This is a genomic window from Staphylococcus argensis (assembly GCF_002902305.1).
Lineage (GTDB): Bacteria > Bacillota > Bacilli > Staphylococcales > Staphylococcaceae > Staphylococcus > Staphylococcus argensis.
Genome location: NZ_PPPX01000016.1, coordinates 498,721 through 520,199 on the forward strand (window position 1 = coordinate 498,721; position 21,479 = coordinate 520,199).

Sequence of the window (21,479 nt, forward strand, 5' to 3'; positions counted from 1 at the left end):
ACCTACGTGGTGTCCCCTTACTATGAATCTCTTTAAGCTTATACGAAACGCCACGGCATTTCAATCTTGTTTAGTGGACAATCTTGTTGCAGATGACACAACTCTTCCAGTTAAAATGACTTGCAATCTCTTCTCCGTATTTTTTATAAAATGTCCATAGCTCCCACTTCATCTAATTGACCTATGAAAATCTCCTCGAAAAACAGGAAACACTCAACATCTATCGTCCTCAATTACACAAGAAAACGCACCCCCTAAACCTAAGGGGCGCGCCATCTATCATCCTATTTACTTAAATCTCGCGTGCGTTCTCGTGTTCATGTGTCTGCTTCGTTCTAATTAATAATGTAAGGATAAAGCCTATCACAATCAGAATTGTTGTGAAAGCAAATGCCGCATCGACCCCTACGATCGTCGCATGTTTCAACGTGGCAGCTTGAGATTCGCCATGCGCTCCGTGATAAGATGTGCGGACAATCGCCATGATCGTAATCATAATTGCCGTTCCCATCGCACCAGCGATAATACGTAAGGAGTTAATAATCGCTGTACCATGAGAGATATTTTTAGGCTCTAAAGCATTAATACCAATCGTATTGAGTGGCATGATGATTAAGGCTACGGCAAACATGCGAACTGCGTAAATAATTACGACATACCAGTATGGTGTATCAGCAGTTAGGAAGCAGTGTAGTATCGTCATGATGATGAGTAAGATAAATCCTGGAATTGCCAGTACTTTTAACCCATATTTATCATAAATCTTACCTGTATAAACAGACATAATCGCGTTGACTACAGCCCCTGGTAAAATGACGAGACCTGAGAGTATCGCTGACAGACCTAATCCGGTTTGGATATACATCGGAATGAGTAATGCAGGGCCTACAATTCCGATGAAGAGTAACATAGAGCCAAATGCGGATAGGGCAAATGTACGGTTAGCGAAGACACGCATGTTCAATAATGGCGTATCGAGTTTGATTTGACGTGTCACGAAGATCGCCACAATGATAATACCGATGATAAGAGAACCTATGACAATCGGTGAACCGAAACCGAGGTTGCCGGCACTACTGAAGCCGTAAAGCATCAAGCCGAAACCTAATGTAGAGTAGACGACTGAAGTCTTATCGAGCTTGTTCGGTTTCGTCGCATTGTGACTATCAACGAAGATAATGCCGACGATAAAGGCAATAATCGCAATGATTGCCACTACGAGGAACGGTGCACGCCAGCCAAACGTATCAATCAAGAGCCCAGTAAGTGTAGGACCAATGGCTGGAGCCGCTTGAGCTACAATTCCTGTAAGCCCCATCGCAAAGCCACGTTTCTCTGATGGGAAGAGTGTGAATACAGTGAATTGCATGAGTGGCATAAGTATACCGGCACCAATCGCTTGGATCACGCGTGCGATCATCAGTATGGTAAACGACGGTGAAAGTGCCGCGATGATGGAACCAATTAAGAACGCACTCATCGAGAAGATGTATAGGGGTCGTGTATGATAACGATCCATTAAGAACGCAGTGAGTGGAATCATAATCCCGTTGACGAGCATAAATCCGGTGATGAGCCACTGTGCGGTCGTTTCTGTTATTTCTAAACCTGTGATAATCGCAGGTAAGGCTGTGTTTAATAACGTTTGATTGAGTAACGCGACAAAGGCACTACTCAACATCACTATGATAATAGCATTTCTCTTTCTTAGTGATATATCCTTCATACGATTACCTCTCTTTTCTAACATCCAAATAACAAATTTTAGTGAGAGATAGTTAGCAAAGCAAATCATTCGGTTTATGATTTTAATTTTATAAAAGTGTTTATTAACCACGCATAAAGAATGAGTCAGAGAGCAAGGTTTATCAGTCTATAATTGAAAATTTGTCTCCTGTCTACTCGCATCATTTGTGATAGAATAGACTGCATACATAAATAGAAAGAAATCGTAACGTTCATAGATTTAAATGTCTGAAATAGTAAAGAAGGGAGTGTTATGAAAGATGCAAGAAGATTTGTATAGTCGTAAACTCACAGGGCGGTGGGGCATACTCTTCGCCATTATCTTTGTGGCCTCAACATTACGGTCGCCATTAACCTCTGTGGGTCCAGTGATCGAACAGATTAAATCTGCTTTAACGCTCAATAACAGTTTAGCCGGCTCGTTAACGACGATTCCGCTATTAATCTTTGCGGTGGTTTCACCTTTCGTGTCGCGCATTGCGAAACGCCTCACAGTGCCACGTACGGTACTTTGGGCGATGATCTTACTCATTGCGGCACTCTTTATCCGCGTGCTAGGTGGGACGTCACTCTTCATTATAGGAACGATATTAATGGGGGTGGCGATCGCTTTCGGTAACGTGTTGATGCCGAGTTTCGTAAAATGGATGTTTCCGCTTCAAATCGGTTTAGTGACGGGTTTATATACAGCGACGATGAACCTTACAGCTGGCCTTGGCGCAGGGTTCAGTTATCCACTATCACAAATGACCCACTTCGGTTATCGCTTTGCGCTATTATTCTGGGTCATCTTTGCGATGATTGCCGTTATCCTGTGGGTGACGAATATCAAACCTTCGCGTCGTGAAACGCAAGCGGATGACGCGAGTACACAACAGGAACAAGAAGCGGATCGCCCTGCACCTTCATTTAATATTATGAAATCGAAGTTGGCTTGGGCGGTGGCACTTCTGATGGGGCTCCAATCTATGATCTTCTATACGATCGTGACTTGGTTGCCAACGATTCTGATTGCGCGAGGGATTTCCCCATCAACATCAGGTTACCTATTGATGCTCAATCAGTTCTGTCAGGTACCGTTAACGCTCATCTTTCCTATATTAGCTGGAAAGATTAATAACCAACGTATCTTGATTTATGTGATTAGTTTATTCTATTTAGTTGGTTTCGCGTTGTTCTTCTCTCACGTCTATACATTATTGATTATCGGTATTATTCTCGTCGGAGCAGCTACCGGTGCATGCTTTAGTATGTGTATGGCGCTCTTCTCTTTCCGTGCGCGTACTCACGAAGGCAGTGTGACTTTATCCGGTTTCGGTCAATCTGTCGGCTACATTATCGCTGCGGTTGGACCGTTCCTCATAGGGCTATTGCACGATGTGACGCATACTTGGTTAGCTGCCATCATTGCGTTCGTCTTGATGGCTATCGGGGTGTTGCTTGCCGGTATTAAAGCTGCGTCAAACGATGTTGTAGAAGATACTTAAGCGTTGTGAGACATGTCGTTGTTTGTGACTTTTAGTAACAGAGGTCAGACTGCGGTATGTCTTTTTTTGGATAAAATGTGAGAAAAGGGTGAAATTATTTTAATTTACAATTATTATGTGTTAACACTATTACTAAGTTAATACAGGTAAGTTGTGATACAAATATTTTGCTTGATTAACTTAAATACCAGATAGTTGATATACTATCGAGGAGAGTGGCAATATGAAATTTAAAATGTCCGCACTACTACTGTCTTCAGCAGTATTATTAGGTGCATGCGGTGGTAATGGTTCAGCAGATAACAGTGACGATAATAGTAAGAGTAACAATACAGATAACGCCCACAAATCATCTATTGCATTAAAAGATGTCAGCACAGACCCTAAAGATGCGATTAAAAAAGCACAAGACATCTATAAAGATGAGAAATTGAAGAAGATTTCCTTCGAAAAAGAACATGGAGATTGGGCTTATAAAGTCGAACAACAAAATGCTCAAAAACGTGAAGAATCTGAAGTCGTAATCAATGACAAAGACAAAAAAGTCGCTTCTAAAGAAAAAGAAACAGATGAGTCTAATAGCACGAAGAAAGAATTTGATTACAACGACATGAAGAGCTACAAAGATGCGATCAAAGCAGGTCAGAAGAAATTTGATGGCGAAATTGGTGAATGGTCACTTCATCGCTCTAAAGATAGAGGTAAATTCGTATACGATATGGACTTGAAAAAAGGTAAAGAAAAACACGAAATTACTGTAGATGCGAAGACAGGTAAAGTTCTTAGCGATGAAAGAGACGACTAAAGTTCAATAAATAAGTATGCGCGCAGACTTAAAAATCTAAAATAGCAATAAAGAGAGTGGATGCTCAGTGAATAATCCGATGCGATAATTATCGGTGATGACCTGGGTGCCACTCTTTTTGAGTTGGAGCACTCGCAATATGTCTCAAATCCGTTACAATATGAAGAGAAATATAATTATTGGAGTGACCAAGATGATTAATGTAAAATCACCAAATCCTATATTTTTAGAGAACGAAGAAGCAACTTCTGCAGTACTCCTCCTCCATTCATTTACAGGAACGGTGAGAGATGTAAAGCTCTTAGCAAATAAATTACATAAAGTAGGCTATACGTGCCTAGTGCCCCCATACCGCGGACATGGTTTACTACTGCCTGAACTCATGTCATATGACACGGATGATTGGTGGGAAGATGTTCAAGCAGCCTATCAACAGTTACGAGATAAAGGCTATCAACACATCCATGTGATGGGCGTGTCACTTGGTGGATTATACTCCTTGAAACTTGCAGAACACTTTGAGGTCGGATCACTTGTAGTTATGTCTACGCCTCACAAGAAAGGGGATGCTGGTTTACAAGGTCGTTTGAAACATTACGGTCAACGCATGGGAGATTTAATTGGATTAGATGAAGCGACGATTAAAGCGCATTTAGCTCAAATCGAAGACTACGATGAGAGTTTGGAACTCTTCCAAGCAATGGTGAATGATATCATGACTAATTTAGACCGCATTCAAGCGCCTATTGCGATTAAGTATGGTGAACAAGATGAAGCGGCTTACGAGCAGAGTGCGAATTATATTTATGAACATATTACGCATTCTCAGAAAGCAATTCAAAGTTATAGCAATGCAGGCCACTTGATGACGCAAGGTAAAGACCATCAAGCAGTCGAACAAGATATTATCGATTTCTTAGCGCATATTGAAGCGGAATATTAATGAGGAGGGCAGGTAAGCCCTTCTTTTTATTTGTCTAGAGCATTTGATGATAAAAGTTTGAAAAATTACTCTATTGTGTTTGTGTACTAAACATGTTATAGTAAATACTATAATAATTAAACGCTTTAACGCGTCAAAGCAATTAAGTAAAAATTACGAGGATGTTATATATGAAGAAACAATCACAATGGAAATCATCAACAGGCTTTATACTCGCAAGCGCAGGTTCCGCAATCGGATTAGGTGCAATGTGGAAATTCCCATATATGGCAGGCATTTATGGTGGCGGCGCTTTCTTGCTCATGTTCCTCTTATTTACGATTATCGTAGGCTTACCGCTACTGATTATGGAATTTGCGGTCGGAAAGATGGGACAAACTTATACGACGAAGATTTATGAAAAGTTAACGCAGAAGAAATGGTTAAATATTATCGGTTGGAATGGTAACTTAGCTGTCTTCATTCTCTTCGGTTTCTACAGTGTCATCGGTGGATGGATTATCATTTACATTCTGAAAGTACTCGGCCAACTCATTGGTTTGAGTTCAGGCAATCTGAGCAGTATTGAATTTGAGGCCATTATTACGAATCCGTGGTTAACGATTATGGGTCAAGGTATATTTATCTTACTCACTATGGTCATCGTTATGATGGGTGTGGAAAAGGGCTTAGAGAAAGCATCTAAGATCATGATGCCGCTATTATTTATCTTTTTGATTGTTATTGTCGTAAGATCTTTATCTTTAGAGGGCGCGCAGTCTGGCCTCCGTTACATTTTACAACCACGTATAGAAGACTTATCTGTTAAAGGAACATTGTTTGCGTTAGGTCAGTCATTCTTTACACTCTCACTCGGTACAACAGGCATGATTACGTACGCGAGCTATGCGTCGAAAGAGATGACGATTAAGACGTCTGCATTAAGCATTGTGATCATGAACATTGTGGTATCTGTACTCGCTGGTTTAGCCATCTTCCCAGCGACGGAAGCTTTCGGTTTCAAACCAGCAGATGGTCCAGGCTTATTGTTCAAAGTGTTACCGCAAGTGTTTGATCAGATGGCTGCAGGAAGTTTATTCTACTTTATCTTCCTCATCCTATTCTTATTTGCGGCGTTGACGTCTTCAATTTCACTATTGGAATTGAACGTTTCAAACTTTACGAAGAATAATAATGAGCATCGTGCACGTGTCGCACTCATCGCAAGTGTGCTCGTCTTCATCATCAGTGTGCCAGCGACTTTATCATTCGGTAGCTTGAATGATGTGCGCATCTTCGGGCTGACGATCTTTGATGCGATGGACTTCCTCGTGTCGAATATACTGATGCCATTAGGTGCATTGGGTACGACGCTTGTGGTAGGTCAGTTGTTGGATAAAGATGCTTTAAAAGAGAGTTTCGGGCGCGATCGCTTTAAACTCTTTAGTCCATGGTACTACCTTGTGAAGCTTGTACTTCCACTTGTGATTATCTTAGTGTTTATCATGCAGCTGATTTAGTGAGAGAATTTGAGATTGCCTAATTTCTCTGCTGTAAAAAAGAATATGTAGTAATTCATTAGACCCTTCCATATAAAAGCGTATGGAGTGGGTTCTTATAGTTCTGAAAATATGTAGCAGGAATTGCAGCATCCCTGGCCTGTACCAAAACTTTCAAAAACACAAAAAAGACCGGTTATAGGACAACTGAGAGAACATATGCTTGAGGTGTTGTCCTACACCGGTCACAAAAGTTTAATGACACTTATTTTGTATTTTTTTTGATAGCTTCAACGATTTGTTTGATGATATCTACGATTGCACTCATTTTCGTCACCTCGCTTTTAATTTGTAACTCTACTATAGTACGAATAGACAGAATAATGGGCAAAATTCCCTAACTCGTATATTTCATATCAAAAGTGTTCACCTGTCATTAAAAAGTCACATTTACGCACTCAAAAGTGTCTTTTATCTTCACAAAAGAAATATTACCTTTCCATACCCTTAATTTTTTAAAAAGTAGAACTAAACCCAATTTCAGAATAAATTGATTATTACAGAAATGTAATGAGAATGAAATATAAAAGCGCTATTTAAAGTATGTGGACAGGTGTATAATGAAGGTGTAATTAAACTGTTTACGAAATGTTAAAGAGAGAGAGGGAGGCTGACGAAATGCGCAAGAAGTTAATAGCGTCAGTGATAGGAACAAGCGCTGTAGCTGCTTTATCTGGAGTACATGCAGATGCTGCTACAACACATACCGTAAAAAGTGGTGATTCGTTGTGGTCTATCGCTCATAAGTACAACATGACTGTAGCGAAATTAAAGACGATGAATAACTTAAGCTCAAACATGATCTTTCCTAATCAAACTTTACGTGTGGCAGGATCTCAAACGAACGCGTCTTATACGAATAACACAACGAGTGCGAACAACACTGCAAGTTCGTACACGGTAAAACGTGGTGACACACTATTTGGTATCGCGAAAAGATACGGTGTGAATTACCAACAATTAATGAGAAATAATAATTTATCAAACACGTTGATTTATCCAGGACAGAACTTGAAAGTGTCTGGTAGAGCAATAACTTCAACGTCAAATCAAACAACAACTAACCGTACACCAGCGGTTAATAATAATAGCTCTGTGTACACAGTACAACGTGGCGATTCACTGTATGGTATCGCATCACGACATGGAATGAATTTACAACGTTTAATGGCTTTAAACGGATTGTCTAATTACTTTATTTATCCAGGACAGAAACTCAAAGTTAGTGGTACTGTTTCTACGCCAGCAACGAACAATGCGCGTCCAAATACGGCAAATACGCAAACGAATGCTTACAATTCTCCAGTATTTAACCATGCGAACTTATATGACTGGGGTCAATGTACTTGGCATGCGTTCAATCGCCGCGCGCAAATTGGTAAAGGTATTAGTACATATTGGTGGAACGCGAATAACTGGGACGATGCAGCTGTACGCGATGGTTATGTAGTGAACAACCGTCCAACAGTAGGTTCTATCCTTCAATCAGATGCAGGTTACTACGGTCACGTAGCTTTCGTTGAGCGCGTGAATGGTGACGGTAGCATCTTAGTTTCAGAAATGAACTATAGTGCTGCACCGGGTGTGACAACATACCGCACAATTCCTGCATATCAAACAGGCTACTTTAAATATATTCATTAGTTTATGATGAACTTCGCTTCATAGTGAGTGTAAAGCGCACGTGCCTTTGCCCACTGTGGAGCTTTTTTAGTTTGGGTTAATAGTAAAATGCGAAATCGTCTCGTCACCTTATTGAAATCTATCCCTCTTGTCACTTCGAAAGTACTGTATATTTGTAAAACCTTTTTAGACGTGAAAAGTTACTCAAAGGAACGGTCAAACCGCTAAGACAAATGGTGTGTAGTGTGTTACAGTACTTATGCTTGCTATTTTTTGAACTTGAAAATATATGTCCTACAAACAAACTAAGACATAATAAAAAGCTAAAATAGGAGGTTGAAGTCGTGAATCAGATCAGAAAGGTCTTACGTGATCTCGTCGACCCACTGTTACACGTGGATTTCTATCAAAATATCTTAACCAAGATACTGATTGCAGCCATTTACATCGTTCTAGCAGTAGTCATCATCGCTGTAGCTCGAAGACTAGTAGAGAAATTCTTCAAGGCGAATGCTAAGAAGAAGAATCATTATAAGATCAAACGAAGCGAGACGTTATCGACACTCGTTCAGAACGTCATTAGCTATATCGTGTGGTTCATCGTCATCACAACGATACTCTCTCACTTCGGTGTGAAAGTGTCTGCTATCTTAGCCGGAGCTGGAGTCGTTGGCTTAGCCGTTGGTTTCGGTGCCCAAACGATTGTTAAAGACCTGCTTACCGGTTTCTTTATCATCTTCGAGGGCCAATTCGACGTCAGCGACTATGTGAAGATAAACGCATCCGGTGTAACGATTGCAGAAGGAACTGTTCGCGCGATTGGCTTGCGTTCTACACGCATTCAATCAGATACTGGAGAAATCTATACGGTACCGAACGGGGTGATTAGTGAGATCGTCAACTACTCTGCGACGAACGTGGCTTCTCTCGTCTGCATCCCTGTAGCACCTAATGAGGACTATGATAAGATTGAAGAAAAATTAGTGAAGTTCTTACCAACAATTGCAGACAAACACGAAGAGTTCGTGCGTGCGCCTGAATTACTCGGGTTAGATAGCGTTGAAAGTAACGAAATGGTCATTAAATTACTCGCTCACGTTAAACCGGGTATGCATTTCCCTGGTGAACGTCAACTGCGTAAAGAGGTTAAACGTTTCTTAGATGAAGAAGGTATTCAAACACCACTACCAACGCTCGTGAAGTTTGATCCAGAAGAGGAAGAATAAATAGTAAAAAGGTCGAGGAGTCCTCAGAAGGAAGGGCATCTCGACCTTAAATTAACTGAATTATGCGTTGCGATTACGACGTTGATTGATTAAGTAAAGTACATTGCGTGTCACTGATATACCTGCAGAAGCAAGAGTGACAATCTTAGTGAGTTTACGTGGTGATTTAATTGCAAGATAGAAGTCTACGATAGAGCTTACTGTAGAAACTGCAACACTTGCGATATTTAACTTTTTATTCTCGCTACGGTAAGCGAATTTGTTATAAGTGTCGATAGCAACAGTAGACATGTTTAATAATGTTGATAAACGATACATTTTAGACTTTTTAGCCATAATATAACCTCCAGTAAATGGTTTGATAGGTGTACAGTGATTATAGCATGCTTACCATGTACATCACTGTATTTCTTGTGTGCGACTGCTTTGTTATTTTATACAAATCAGTATACTAACATAATTTAGAGCAAGTCAGAAATAATTTGTTTGAGTGAAGAAAGGACAGATTCCATGATCAAATGTGTGTGTTTAGTTGTGTGGAAGGCGGACAAATTGTTGCTCGTGCAATCACGCAACCGTCAGAAATATTACTTCCCAGGTGGAAAGATTGATGCGGGCGAGTCCCAGCAAGAAGCGCTAGTCAGAGAAATTGACGAAGAGTTAGGTGTACATTTGAAGTCTGACCAGCTGCACTATCACAGCACTGTAGTCGGCCCAGCTTATCCGCAGAAAGATATGGAGACGGAACTCAATTGCTATACGACGAGCGCAGATGTGGATTGGGGAGCGATTCAACCGCAAAGTGAGATTACGGGTTTAGAGTGGATGGCCGCAGATGATACTGAGCGTATTGCTCCTGCTGTGTTAAAATGGCTTGAACATATCGATGCAATAGGAGAGAAACGATGATGAAGTTAGTACCTTACAACCCAGAGTTAAAATCGATTGTTGAAAACATCGAAGTAAAAGCTGAAGATCGTAAGTTTACTCGCACACCCTTACATAATATTGAGTTAGCGCAACAAGATGAAGAACGACATTCTATCGTGGTATTTGATGATGAAGAGAACTGTGTTGGCTTCTTCGTCTTACATGAAGGTGAAGGGGTAGCGCCGTATAGTTCTAATCCTCAGGCACTCTTCTTCCGTTCGTTCAGTATTGACGCGCGTTATCGTGGGAAAGGATACGGAACTGCGACGATGCGTGAATTGCCACAATTTGTGAGAAATCATTATCCTCATGTAAATGAAATATGTTTAACGGTCAATACAGATAATGACATTGCGCAAAAGTTGTATCAACGCTTAAATTATACGATGCAAGGTGAGACCACACTTGAAGGACGTCCAGTTCATATTATGAGTTTGGGAATATAGTATATGAACGTAGCCGAAATAAAGCCCCCTAACAGCCAGTGCTGCTAGGGGGTGCGTTACGTATAGAGGAGTATGTGGATATAGCTATGTTAGACATGTAAATATTCTGCAGGGAGAGCCAAAATGATAGGCTTCGGACCCTTCTTCTCACCACCACTACTTCGTATATTGTCCTGCCTTTTTATTATGAGTTTGAGATTTATGCCCCATACCTGTTCTTTTAATCAATAAAGCCGTAATCCACGCTGTAATCGGAATGCTGATCGCGACCGCAATCCCACCAAGTAAGATAGAGATAAACTCTTGCGCAAATAACTTCGAGTTAATAATATGCGCAAATGAGTAGTTCAATTTAAAGAACCAGAAGAAGATTGTGAGCTGGCCACCGAAATAAGCGAGATAAATCGTATTGGCGGAGGTCGCCAGAATTTCACGACCGACTCTTAAACCAGACTGCATCAGTTCGGCGCGTGTCAGATCAGGTTTCGTCGTATGCAGCTCGTACATCGGCGAACTGATCGTAATCGCCAAGTCAATCACGGCCGCAATAACAGCTAAGACTGTTGTGAAGACCATGAATTTGACCATATCGATGCCGATATTCATCGAGAAGACGTAAGTCTCATCTTGCTGTTCCGTCGTAAAGCCTTGTAAATGTCCGAGTGACACGCACAGATAGATCGCGACGATGAGTATAAGCGTCGTAATGAGCGTTGAGATAAAAGCCGCACGTGTCTTAGTATTATAGCTGTTGAGTACGAACAAATTTATCGCAGCAATCGCAATGCAGAACAGTATCGTGACGAGATAAATCGGTGCCCCGAAGAGTATCACTACGATGGTGATTACGAGAATAATAAAGTTTAAAAACAATGTCATAAAGGACACGAGGCCCTTTTTACCACCAAAAATAATCATCAATATCAGTAGGATAATACCTAGAATCGTTGTCACACTCATCGTTTAACACCTCGCATTCTCCACCAGAACTGCATGAGCAGAATCGTAATTGGAATCGTTAAGACAATGCCGATGCCTCCTGTAATTGCCCGGGAAATTTCGAGCGACCAGTTCATGGATACGGAATAAGTAATCGTGTTCTCGTTAGTGAGATAGATGAGAAACATTGGCAGGGCACCGGACAGATATGAGAAGAGTAAGATGTTCGTCATCGTACCCATGATGTCTTGCCCGATATGGCGACCAGCGAGTGCCCAGCGTGTGAGTGAAATGTCAGGTTTCCGTCGCAGAATCTCAGCCATTCCACTCGAAATCGTAATCGCCACATCCATCACTGCGCCTAGAGAACCAATCATGACGGAAGCGAGGAAGACTTCAGTCGGTGGCAACGTGAGAAAGCCCATCGTTTCGAATTTCAAGCCATTACCACCTGTGAGCGAAATGACGAGCTGCATGAGACCGACACAAATGAAAGTGCCGAGCAACGTACTCACAATGGTGATGCCGGTCCGTAGATTCCAGCCGATGACGAGTAACAATGTGACAATCGTGCCCAGAATGACTGCTAAACTCATCAAACCGAAGAGATTGATGTTAGGGTAAGCGTTGTGAATTGCAATCGCAGCAAGTACAGCAATCGAGTTGACGACGAGCGACAAGATAGAGTGAATACCGATGCGTTTACCTGCCCAAAGCACCGTTAAGATAAAGATACCTGTGAGCGTCACTATGAGCGTGTCGCGTTTCTTCTCAATAATATACATATCTTTCAAATTCTTACCTACATGAAGCAGAACTTTATTATGCGTAGAGAATTTCTCGCTATCTGCTTGGGATTCGGCATAGGTATTATGTAATGTTGTCGTACGGCCTTCGTATTTGCCATTAAGCATCTTAAGCGTCAGACGTTGTGTGTGTTTCGTATCGTGATTGTGATGGTCATCCGTGATATGTTTCGTATGCACCTCTTTCACATCAGTCACTTGAGCGAGAGGGATGCGATAGAATTTGTCATTCACTAAGGTAAAAATAATTAGAATAATGAAGATAAGACAACATATTGTGAATAACCACGTAAATGGGCGTTGCCAGATAGGTTTCTCTGCCATGATTTCAACCTCACTTCGTAAAGCATGTGATAACACTGTGATTATACGCTTGTCATGCAAGTAATTCAAAGATTTCTAGGTTGTTTATGGCGAGTTGTGAGTGTTGTAGTGGAGATATTTGTAGTAGGAGATTTATTAAAAATGTAGGATGATAGTTTGAATTGAATGGCTTACCAATGAAATTAAATTATGGATTGACTTTTAAAAAGATTAACTATATAATAATGAATGTTCAATTGGAGGAATACCCAAGTCCGGCTGAAGGGATCGGTCTTGAAAACCGACAGGAGCTTAACGGCTCGCGGGGGTTCGAATCCCTCTTCCTCCGCCATTATATTTGAATTCCAAGACTAATTGATATAGAAGGCAAGTACTCAATTGAGTTTGAGTGTTTGCCTTTTTTATTTTGGGTGTACACTTTTAACGGTTAGTGATGAAAATCACTAGCCGTTATTTTTTCTTTTTACACCAAAAAAGGCACGAATATCTCTATAATAGTAGGTACCTACGCAAACTAAAAAGAAGATATTGTGCCTATGTTTAATGATACACCAATTGTTTTAGGAATTAAAGTACTAAATATCGTAATAAATAGCTGCGTTTCACTTAGAACTAACCTTGTAAGTTATAAGACAATAAACAACGTTATACCTGATAGAGCGATTGCCATCACTATCGATAAAATGAGTATCGTTACGAACTTTTCTACGAGTGAAACATTGCGATACATAATAAATACAGAAGCTGTAAAAATAAGTAGTCCCGCAATAAAATAAATGAGAAAGCACACCATACTAAATGCATACGGATGATGAGTGATGCCATCTAGTCGATCCATAAATTGGTCCATACAAATACTCCTCTATTCAAAAATAATCTACCTTGACGTGTTTAGTCGGATTATTCGCTCAGTAGCGACAAAGCCATTCCATTCATATTGGTGACTAATCCCATCAAGCACCATTTAAAAAGGAGGGTAAGACTGCTCGCAGTCTTAAACCTCCAAAATATGTCATTATCGACGATGATTATTGATAAATTGTTGTGCTTGCGGTGTTAAAGCTTCGCCACCAGCCACCTCTTGTTGTGAATATTTATCTGTACTATTTCCTCTTAAATTCCAACCGTAAGTACGCAAACCGTAAACTTGGTATTTATTATTAACGATTGGAGAACCAGAAGCACCTGCACGGAATTTATCTTTAAACATCAATTCAGTGTGATTAGATGAATATTGCAAGAATCTAAATTTATTCCAGTATGCTTTCGTATTATCGTTATTTTGCCAAGGATAACCTAAAGAGTAGAGTCGATCTTTATATTTCAAACCTTGAATTTGTTTTTGAGATGCCAACTTCAATGGTTGAGCAGCTTTTGACATATCTTCTTTCGTGTTAACGACTGCAATATCTTGTCCAGCAACTTTAGAAATACGATTCGCATGGAACTTGTAAGGGCGCTTGTTGCCGTCACGGTTCATTTCAAATGTTACATTTTTAGCCGCTACAGCTTTGCCATTTGGATTATCAATCACGTGACCATTCGTTAAGAACGTATGTTTATCAATCATAAAGCCAGTGCCCATACTGTCTTTGCCTTTACCTTTCCAGCCGTCTACGTTACTGACACGACCCACAGCTTTATACTTCGTCTTATTCGCATAGCCATAATGTTTAATCGTTACATCGTTATTATTAATTTTCGTCGCTTTTTGATAAGCACTATTCGCATTACTTGGATACATACCATCGTAGTCGTAATGGCCTTCCACAGCTTGAGATGTATTCATTTCAGCACCAAGTCCGACTGTTAAGAGGCCCGTCGCAATGAGTGCTGCGCTTGTCTTTTTAATCACATTTTTCATTTTATAAACCCCTTTAGTTGTAAAAGTTAGAATCGCTTACATTCTACCATATTGATTTAAAGATAAAATGCTTTTTAAGAAATTCTTTCCAAACATTTAAAAATGGTCACTTATGCTGTTTTCAATAAATTGCTAAATGTCACTCTCATTTTACGCAAAAACAGGTCATTGACAATTAAAAAAGTGCGCCTTATAATTATTTAGGTAGCCTAACCAAATTGTTATAAGAAATGAGGAACTCAGACGATGGATAAAGTGCAACAATTATTCGAAGAATATTTAAAGATTCATAAAAGATATTATCAAGTATCTACCAACGCGTTCGTGCCGATCAATATTTCACTTACGCAATGGAATGTGCTCAAATACATTCATTTTAGTCAAGATAAATTGACTGTCTCAGATTTGGCTAACAAAGCAGAGGTTCGTGTGCCGACAATGACAGAGACGGTAAAGCATCTGTTGGACGAGGAGATGCTCGAAGCGGAAACGGATGCGCAGGATAAGCGTAAGAAATATTATCATCTCACACCATTAGGGGAGCAGTTATTTGAAAAAGCGAACGACATTGGTCTCACTGTTCAGAATGACTTGCTACAAGATTGCACAGAGGAAGAAATTGATACGACGATTAAAGTCTTAAATTCAATTTCTCAACGTCTGACTCACTATTAATTTGAAATCATACGAAAGGAAGGTCCTTAACTTGGAACATAGTTCAATATCGCAGCGTCGACAAATACTCATCGTCAGCATGATTCTTCTAGGCGCATTTATCGCAGTGTTGAACCAAACCATTCTCACTAGTGTCTTGCCAGATATTATGCAAGACTTCAATCTCTCAAGTACCACAGCTCAATGGCTGACCACCATATTTATGTTAATTTCTGGGATTCTCATTCCTGTTTCAGCTTTTCTACTAAACAAATTTACGATTCGTCAACTGTTCTTTACCGCTATGACTTGCTTGGTCGTGGGCTCGCTCATCAGCTTTCTTTCATTTAACTTTACTTCTTTATTAATAGGGCGAATTATACAAGCACTCGGTGCAGGGATACTCCTCCCTCTTTCACAAACCGTACTATTCTTACTTTTTTCAGTTGAAAAACGCGGGGTCGCAATGGGCGTCTTCGGTCTTGTCATCGGCTTTGCGCCAGCGATTGCACCTGTCTTGTCAGGTTATATCGTCAATATTATGACTTGGAAAGTATTGTTCTTAATTATTCTTGCTGTTTCACTTTTAGACTTCGTCATCAGTCTCTTCTTTATGGAAAATGTTTCTGAGGTTAACCCTATGCGTCTCGACATCTTCTCAGTTGTACTTTCAACATTAGGTTTCGGCGGTATTCTCTTCAGCGTAAGTATCGCAGGGGAAATTGGTTGGTTACATCCTATTTCAATCGGCTCAATTATCATATTCGCGTTAATCTTAACGGCGTTTATCTTAAGACAACTCAAACTTGCACAACCTGTATTGGAGTTTAGGGTGTATAAATACGTTAACTTTACCATTTCAACGGTTCTTATCGTCTTTATGATTGTCATCTTCATGGGTAGTATGAGCATCTTACCACTCTACTTAGAAAGCATTCATGACAAGACGGCCTTTGGAGTAGGACTCGTCTTATTACCTGGAGGTATCTTGCTTGGTATTCTATCTCCAGTAGGTGGACGTATTTATGACATTTTAGGGCCGAAATTGCTCAGTATTTGTAGTATGATTTTTATCTTTATCGGTGGTCTCGTGCTCGCCTTTACGACAATTTCTACGTCTATTCCACAAATCATCATTGGCTTCTCCTTGATTTCTGTAGGAAGTGCAGGAATTATGACGCCGATGACTACCGCAGCAATCAACGCCTTGCCACCGCATCTCATCACGCACGGTACAGCGATGAATAATACCATCCGGCAAGTAGCGTCAGCAATTGGTACTGCACTATTAATCACGCTAATGTCTACGGTATCTAAAGCATCAACACATGGGCATTTACTAGCGATGATTTCAGGTTTCAAAGCAGTGTATATTGCCGTAAGTTTCATCGCTTTACTAGGTATTATCTTGTCGTTCTTCATTGAGCAGAACAAGTATACAGAAGGAGAATAGGATCATTTTCGGAGGTTACTCTTGAAAGGCGGACTAGCGTTCAATATAATCTCTCCTCCCTTTACACGCACTTCATAAAGTTAAGCCACCCACTTACTTTATGAAGTGTTTTTTTATGCATCGTAAAAGGCATTTTACCGATAGCTAAAACCTAAATCACCTTTAAATTTGAAAACGTTTCCTAAAATTTCTGTAAAACGGTTGAATGGTGTCAATTTGTTATATATAATACTAATAAATAAATTATAAAAATGGAAAAACTTGTTATTGGCAACATAAAATATTATCTCTAAAAAACTAGTGTCATTCACAATAACGAGTGTTGGGAGTGTCTACTTTTTATAATGAAGAAGGAGGATGACAAATGACAGCTAAAGCATTCTTTATTAAAATTCTTGAACTTATTCCACGCGCAATCGTCAATATTTTTATCTAAGGATCTATTCGCAACTAAAAAATTAAAGAGGTGTTGAATATGAAACAAAGAAGAAATAAGTACAGTATTCGCAAATTTAGCATAGGGGCATCGTCCATCCTAATCGCTTCACTCCTATTCTTGGGTGGCGGAAGTGCCCACGCTGCAGAGAAAGCAGAGCAACAAGGGGATAGTACGACAGGTTCAACGACACAGACAACTGGGGAACAAGCTGTGCAAGATAGTGAATCAACACCGAATACATCACAAACTTCTCAACAAGAGACACCGCAAGATTCAGATGCAACAGATCAAAAAGATAGCCTACATAAAGATACGCCACAAACTAACGATGCTAACACATCTTCTAAAGACACTCCTGACAACACTTCAACTGAGCAGCCTACAGATACTCATGCTGCAAACGACGCAACTCAAAGTGATGCTTCACAATCCACTAATGATGCCACTCACTCTAAAGATCAGACTAAACAAACTCCATCACAAGACCAAGCTAACGACGATACAGATGCGAAAGCCACTGACGATGATGCAGATGCGCAACCTGACAACGATGACGTAGCGCAAGATGATCAGGCGGATGCGAGTCAAAGTCATCAAGATAGTGTACAACAAGATGACGAAGCGGACACAGACGCAAATACTAAAGATGACGACACTCAAGCTGCCAAACACGACCAAGATGCTGACCAACAAGACGCAGATCAATCAGATGATGATGCAGATGCGCAACAAGCTGACGCTGCGAAACACGATGCAGATGCGACAGACCATACGTCCGATAAACAAACTTCTAACGATGAGGATCCCGCAACTTCATCTGACTCAGACGTAACAGCACAACACGATGATGCGCAATCCGACGACACTAACCACTCAGCTGACGATCACTCAGCTACAGATGATGTCAAAGCTCAAGACAGTGACGCTAAGCATGATAGTGACGCTCAAGCTCAGAACACGCATGCCACTGAACCTTCCAATCAATCTGCGCAAACAACGCAAGACAAAGCTGACAATACCAATGATGCCACTCAAGCTACTAGTAAAATGACTGCACATCAAGACACTGATGATGCCGATAAAAAGAAAGAAATTGACCCTGATTTTTCAGCAGTAGATAGCGAAACATTAGATAAACAAGATCAATCAGAAGATGAGAAGAAAGATAAAGATGAAAAAGAAGGTTTAAAAACACTTAAAGACAACGCTGTCGCAACACAATCTAACAACAAGAGCAAGACAAGAGAAGCGGAAGAAGTGAAAGACCAACCGGATAAGAAAGCGGATCAACAACACTACAAAAACAAAGAACCGATCGTGCTAGTACACGGTTTAAGTGGTTATACAGATGATATCAAACCTGATGTGCTCGAACATTATTGGGGCGGAGATAAAGCAGACATCACGCAAGATTTAGAACAACATGGTTACAAGACGTATGAAGCAAGCGTAAGTGCATTCGGCAGTAACTATGACAGAGCGGTTGAGCTATACTACTACCTTAAAGGCGGTACAGTCGACTACGGTGCTGCTCACGCAGAGAAATACGGTCATGACCGCTACGGTAAGACATACGAAGGTGTCTACAAAGATTGGGAACCAGGTAAGAAAGTTCATTTAGTTGGTCATAGTATGGGTGGACAAACAATTCGTCAACTTGAAGAGTTATTACGCAATGGTAATAAAGAAGAACAAGATTATCAGAAAGAACATGGTGGCGACATTTCACCGCTATACGAAGGAGACCATGACAATATGATTTCTTCAATCACAACATTAGCGACGCCACATAATGGTTCTCACGGTTCTGACAAGTTAGGTAATGAAGCGTTGATCCGCCAAGTCGTATATGACTATGCGAAATGGACTGGTGGCAAAGATACGAAGCAAGATCTCGGTCTTGGTCAATGGGGTCTTAAACAACGCGATGGTGAATCATTCAACGACTATCTTAAACGCGTGAAACAGAATGATAAATTATGGAAGTCTAAAGACAACGCTTTCTATGATTTATCTCTCGCAGGTGCATCTAAGATTAACCAGAACACATCAATGAATCCGAATATCTCTTACAAGACATATACAGGTTCTGCGTCACACCGTAGTTTAGGTGGTCGTTACAAGTCAGATCTTAACATGATGTTCTTACTCTCTATCACAGGTAATGTGATTGGAAAAGTGAACGAAAAAGAATGGCGCGATAATGATGGTCTCGTTTCTGTCATTTCTGGTCTTCACCCATTCAACCAACCACACGTTGACGCTTCAGATAAAGATCAGAAAGGTGTATGGCAAGTGACACCTGTCATGAAAGGTTGGGACCACGCTGATTTCGTTGGACAAGATTACTCAGATACGAAACGTTCCGCGCAAGAATTGAAAGAATTCTATAGAGGTATCGCAGACGACCTCGTAAGTATTGAAGAATAATCAATGGAAGGAGTTCATCACATGGCAGGAAATGTTGTAGAACTATTCAGCTCTTTACTTAGACTTTTAAAGAACTTATTTGGATAAAATACAGTAATGAGCATTTAAGTTTGGCAGGCACTGAGGCGACGATTGATTTAACGTCGTCTTGGTGCTTTTTTCGTTTTAGAGAGAAAGTCTTGAGACCGCACTATTATCGGTCTGTGTGAAAATTTTAATCCCTTTCTATACTAAAGTTTGCTCGTTGCTCCATCATTTTACCTATAACAGCAAACAATGGACGGTATAGCGACTTCAACACCTACTCATTACTCAAATGTAAGCCTTTACACAAATTGTATAGACAAGTTATACTTTGATTAACTGAAAGGAATGGGGTGTCCAATTTGGGAGTTAAGAAAAAAGACGTGAAAGACATCGTAGAAGCAATTGGTGGCAAAGAGAACGTAAACAAAGCCACGCATTGCATTACGCGACTGAGACTTGTGCTCAATGATGATAGTAAAGTGGATACTGAACGTTTGCAGAACAACGATTTATTGAAAGGTCAATTTAAAGCAGAGAATCAGTATCAAATCGTTATCGGTCCAGGTACCGTAGATGAAGTGTACAAGCAATTTATTCAAGAAACAGGTACCTCTGAGTCGACGAAAGAAGAAGTGAAGGCAGCAGCGGGTAAGAAAGCGAATCCGCTCCAACGTTTGATTAAACTGTTGGGAGATATCTTCATTCCGATCTTGCCAGCAATTGTGACAGCGGGTTTATTGCTAGGGTTAAATAACTTACTCACGATGGATCATCTATTCGGTGAGCAATCATTAGTGAAGCAACATCCTCAACTGGGAGATATTTCGGATATCGTTAATGTGATTGCGAATACAGCGTTCGTCTTCTTGCCAGCACTTGTAGGTTGGAGTAGTATGCGTGTGTTCGGTGGCAACCCGGTTCTCGGTCTCGTGCTAGGCCTTGTGTTGATGAATCCTCAGTTAGTATCCCAGTACGATATTGCTAAAGGTCACATTCCGACATGGAATCTCTTCGGATTAGAAGTGAAACAGCTGAACTATCAAGGACAAGTCTTACCGATCTTACTTGCTACATACGTCCTATCGTTAATTGAACGTGGTTTGAACAAAGTCGTTCATGATTCAATTAAAATGCTTGTGGTTGGTCCACTGGCACTCTTAATTACAGGTTTCTTGTCATTTGTAGTTATTGGACCGCTCGCTTTATGGATAGGTACAGGTATTACGGATGGCGTTACTTACATCTTCCATCATGCAGGTTGGCTCGGTGGTGCATTATACGGTTTCTTCTATGCGCCATTAGTCATCACAGGTTTACACCATATGTTCTTAGCTGTTGATATCCAGTTGATGGGTAGCGACTTGCATTACACGTATTTATGGCCGATTGTTGCAATTTCTAACATTTGCCAAGGCTCAGCTGCATTTGGTGCATGGTATGTGTATTGGAGAAGAAAGATGAAGAAAGAACAAGGTTTGGCGATTACATCAGGTGTGTCAGGTCTACTCGGTGTCACTGAACCGGCGATGTTCGGTGTGAACTTACCGCTGAAATATCCGTTCTTCGCTTCGATTATTACTTCAGCGTTTCTCGGCGCAATTATTGGTGGTAACGAAGTGCTTGCGAAAGTCGGCGTTGGCGGTGTTCCTGCATTTTTATCTGTTAAAAGTGAGTATTGGCCTGTATATTTAATCTGTACAGTAGCAGCAATGATTATTCCATTCATACTGACCATTCTATTTTCTAAAATGAGTAAAGATAAAGCGAAAGAAATGGTCGATAATAAATAAACTATGAGA

General features: G+C 40.5%; 18 protein-coding genes and 1 tRNA gene. 13 read left to right on the plus strand and 6 right to left on the minus strand.

From position 1 onward, the window contains the following. Positions 1–292 precede the first annotated feature (292 nt). Positions 293–1,726, minus strand: coding sequence for an MDR family MFS transporter (locus CD039_RS11200; RefSeq protein ID WP_103372379.1), 1,434 nt, complete (start codon positions 1,724–1,726; stop codon positions 293–295). A gap of 280 nt (positions 1,727–2,006) precedes the next feature. Between CD039_RS11200 and CD039_RS11205 the strand changes: the two genes are divergently transcribed. From CD039_RS11205 to CD039_RS11230, 6 genes are all read left to right on the plus strand, one after another. Further along, positions 2,007–3,233, plus strand: a complete 1,227-nt coding sequence (locus tag CD039_RS11205; protein ID WP_103372380.1) for a CynX/NimT family MFS transporter — start codon at positions 2,007–2,009, stop codon at positions 3,231–3,233. A gap of 223 nt (positions 3,234–3,456) precedes the next feature. Continuing rightward, entirely contained in the window at positions 3,457–4,038 is a 582-nt protein-coding gene (locus CD039_RS11210; RefSeq protein WP_103372381.1) for a PepSY domain-containing protein, read from the plus strand. Positions 4,039–4,231: 193 nt separating this feature from the next. Then, positions 4,232–4,981, plus strand: a complete 750-nt coding sequence (locus CD039_RS11215; RefSeq protein WP_103372382.1) for an alpha/beta hydrolase — start codon at positions 4,232–4,234, stop codon at positions 4,979–4,981. A 170-nt stretch (positions 4,982–5,151) separates the two neighbouring features. Then, on the plus strand, positions 5,152–6,480 hold the full coding sequence (locus CD039_RS11220; protein ID WP_103372383.1) for a sodium-dependent transporter: 1,329 nt from the start codon (positions 5,152–5,154) through the stop codon (positions 6,478–6,480). Positions 6,481–7,137: 657 nt separating this feature from the next. Beyond that, positions 7,138–8,163 (plus strand): LysM peptidoglycan-binding domain-containing protein, encoded by a 1,026-nt coding sequence (locus CD039_RS11225; RefSeq protein WP_103372384.1) that lies wholly within the window; start codon positions 7,138–7,140, stop codon positions 8,161–8,163. A 323-nt stretch (positions 8,164–8,486) separates the two neighbouring features. Continuing rightward, on the plus strand, positions 8,487–9,368 hold the full coding sequence (locus CD039_RS11230; RefSeq protein WP_103372385.1) for a mechanosensitive ion channel family protein: 882 nt from the start codon (positions 8,487–8,489) through the stop codon (positions 9,366–9,368). Positions 9,369–9,428: 60 nt separating this feature from the next. On the opposite strand, the gene CD039_RS11235 is transcribed toward CD039_RS11230, so the two are convergent. Beyond that, on the minus strand, positions 9,429–9,704 hold the full coding sequence (locus tag CD039_RS11235) for a hypothetical protein (protein ID WP_103372386.1): 276 nt from the start codon (positions 9,702–9,704) through the stop codon (positions 9,429–9,431). Positions 9,705–9,878: 174 nt separating this feature from the next. Here CD039_RS11235 and CD039_RS11240 point away from each other — a divergent pair, with 174 nt between their 5' ends. Continuing rightward, a complete protein-coding gene (locus tag CD039_RS11240; protein WP_167386270.1) occupies positions 9,879–10,277 on the plus strand; it encodes an NUDIX hydrolase in 399 nt (132 codons plus the stop codon). Then, complete coding sequence (locus CD039_RS11245; RefSeq protein WP_186303067.1) at positions 10,274–10,744, plus strand: GNAT family N-acetyltransferase; 471 nt, start codon at positions 10,274–10,276, stop codon at positions 10,742–10,744. Before CD039_RS11240 ends, CD039_RS11245 begins: the two co-directional genes overlap by 4 nt. Positions 10,745–10,900: 156 nt before the next feature. Here CD039_RS11245 and CD039_RS11250 read toward each other — a convergent pair whose 3' ends face one another. Together CD039_RS11250 and CD039_RS11255 are read right to left on the minus strand one after the other, a co-directional pair. Next, positions 10,901–11,704 (minus strand): YibE/F family protein, encoded by an 804-nt coding sequence (locus CD039_RS11250; RefSeq protein WP_103372388.1) that lies wholly within the window; start codon positions 11,702–11,704, stop codon positions 10,901–10,903. Then, positions 11,701–12,813, minus strand: a complete 1,113-nt coding sequence (locus tag CD039_RS11255) for a YibE/F family protein (RefSeq protein ID WP_103372389.1) — start codon at positions 12,811–12,813, stop codon at positions 11,701–11,703. Before CD039_RS11255 ends, CD039_RS11250 begins: the two co-directional genes overlap by 4 nt. Before the next feature lie 238 nt (positions 12,814–13,051). Here CD039_RS11255 and CD039_RS11260 point away from each other — a divergent pair. Beyond that, positions 13,052–13,144 (plus strand) — tRNA-Ser (locus CD039_RS11260). Positions 13,145–13,438: 294 nt separating this feature from the next. Here the strand turns inward: CD039_RS11260 and CD039_RS11265 are convergent. Both CD039_RS11265 and CD039_RS11270 read right to left on the minus strand, forming a co-directional pair. After that, on the minus strand, positions 13,439–13,663 hold the full coding sequence (locus tag CD039_RS11265) for a hypothetical protein (protein WP_103372390.1): 225 nt from the start codon (positions 13,661–13,663) through the stop codon (positions 13,439–13,441). A gap of 165 nt (positions 13,664–13,828) precedes the next feature. Then, the gene (locus CD039_RS11270) at positions 13,829–14,677 is read right to left on the minus strand and encodes a trypsin-like serine peptidase (protein ID WP_103372391.1); all 849 of its coding nucleotides are present in this window, start codon (positions 14,675–14,677) and stop codon (positions 13,829–13,831) included. Positions 14,678–14,923: 246 nt separating this feature from the next. Between CD039_RS11270 and CD039_RS11275 the strand changes: the two genes are divergently transcribed. From CD039_RS11275 to treP, 4 genes are all read left to right on the plus strand, one after another. After that, positions 14,924–15,352 (plus strand): MarR family winged helix-turn-helix transcriptional regulator, encoded by a 429-nt coding sequence (locus CD039_RS11275; protein ID WP_103372392.1) that lies wholly within the window; start codon positions 14,924–14,926, stop codon positions 15,350–15,352. A gap of 31 nt (positions 15,353–15,383) precedes the next feature. Then, positions 15,384–16,784: a DHA2 family efflux MFS transporter permease subunit gene (locus CD039_RS11280; protein ID WP_103372393.1), complete on the plus strand. Its 1,401-nt coding sequence runs from the start codon at positions 15,384–15,386 to the stop codon at positions 16,782–16,784. Positions 16,785–17,259: 475 nt separating this feature from the next. After that, positions 17,260–19,653, plus strand: coding sequence for a YSIRK-targeted triacylglycerol lipase (gene lip, locus CD039_RS11285; protein WP_103372394.1), 2,394 nt, complete (start codon positions 17,260–17,262; stop codon positions 19,651–19,653). Positions 19,654–20,039: 386 nt separating this feature from the next. Beyond that, on the plus strand, positions 20,040–21,470 hold the full coding sequence (gene treP, locus CD039_RS11290) for a PTS system trehalose-specific EIIBC component (RefSeq protein ID WP_103372395.1): 1,431 nt from the start codon (positions 20,040–20,042) through the stop codon (positions 21,468–21,470). The last annotated feature ends 9 nt before the right edge of the window (positions 21,471–21,479 follow it).

Bases quoted from the DNA above. Each gene is read 5' to 3' on its own strand.
- CD039_RS11275 (WP_103372392.1), top strand. From the start codon at position 14,924: ATGGATAAAGTGCAACAATTATTCGAAGAATATTTAAAGATTCATAAA.
- CD039_RS11270 (WP_103372391.1), bottom strand. From the start codon at position 14,677: ATGAAAAATGTGATTAAAAAGACAAGCGCAGCACTCATTGCGACGGGC.
- CD039_RS11235 (WP_103372386.1), bottom strand. From the start codon at position 9,704: ATGGCTAAAAAGTCTAAAATGTATCGTTTATCAACATTATTAAACATG.
- CD039_RS11255 (WP_103372389.1), bottom strand. From the start codon at position 12,813: ATGGCAGAGAAACCTATCTGGCAACGCCCATTTACGTGGTTATTCACA.
- CD039_RS11220 (WP_103372383.1), top strand. From the start codon at position 5,152: ATGAAGAAACAATCACAATGGAAATCATCAACAGGCTTTATACTCGCA.
- CD039_RS11265 (WP_103372390.1), bottom strand. From the start codon at position 13,663: ATGGACCAATTTATGGATCGACTAGATGGCATCACTCATCATCCGTAT.
- CD039_RS11215 (WP_103372382.1), top strand. From the start codon at position 4,232: ATGATTAATGTAAAATCACCAAATCCTATATTTTTAGAGAACGAAGAA.
- lip (WP_103372394.1), top strand. From the start codon at position 17,260: ATGAAACAAAGAAGAAATAAGTACAGTATTCGCAAATTTAGCATAGGG.
- CD039_RS11210 (WP_103372381.1), top strand. From the start codon at position 3,457: ATGAAATTTAAAATGTCCGCACTACTACTGTCTTCAGCAGTATTATTA.
- CD039_RS11225 (WP_103372384.1), top strand. From the start codon at position 7,138: ATGCGCAAGAAGTTAATAGCGTCAGTGATAGGAACAAGCGCTGTAGCT.
- CD039_RS11200 (WP_103372379.1), bottom strand. From the start codon at position 1,726: ATGAAGGATATATCACTAAGAAAGAGAAATGCTATTATCATAGTGATG.
- CD039_RS11240 (WP_167386270.1), top strand. From the start codon at position 9,879: ATGATCAAATGTGTGTGTTTAGTTGTGTGGAAGGCGGACAAATTGTTG.
- CD039_RS11205 (WP_103372380.1), top strand. From the start codon at position 2,007: ATGCAAGAAGATTTGTATAGTCGTAAACTCACAGGGCGGTGGGGCATA.
- CD039_RS11250 (WP_103372388.1), bottom strand. From the start codon at position 11,704: ATGAGTGTGACAACGATTCTAGGTATTATCCTACTGATATTGATGATT.
- CD039_RS11245 (WP_186303067.1), top strand. From the start codon at position 10,274: ATGATGAAGTTAGTACCTTACAACCCAGAGTTAAAATCGATTGTTGAA.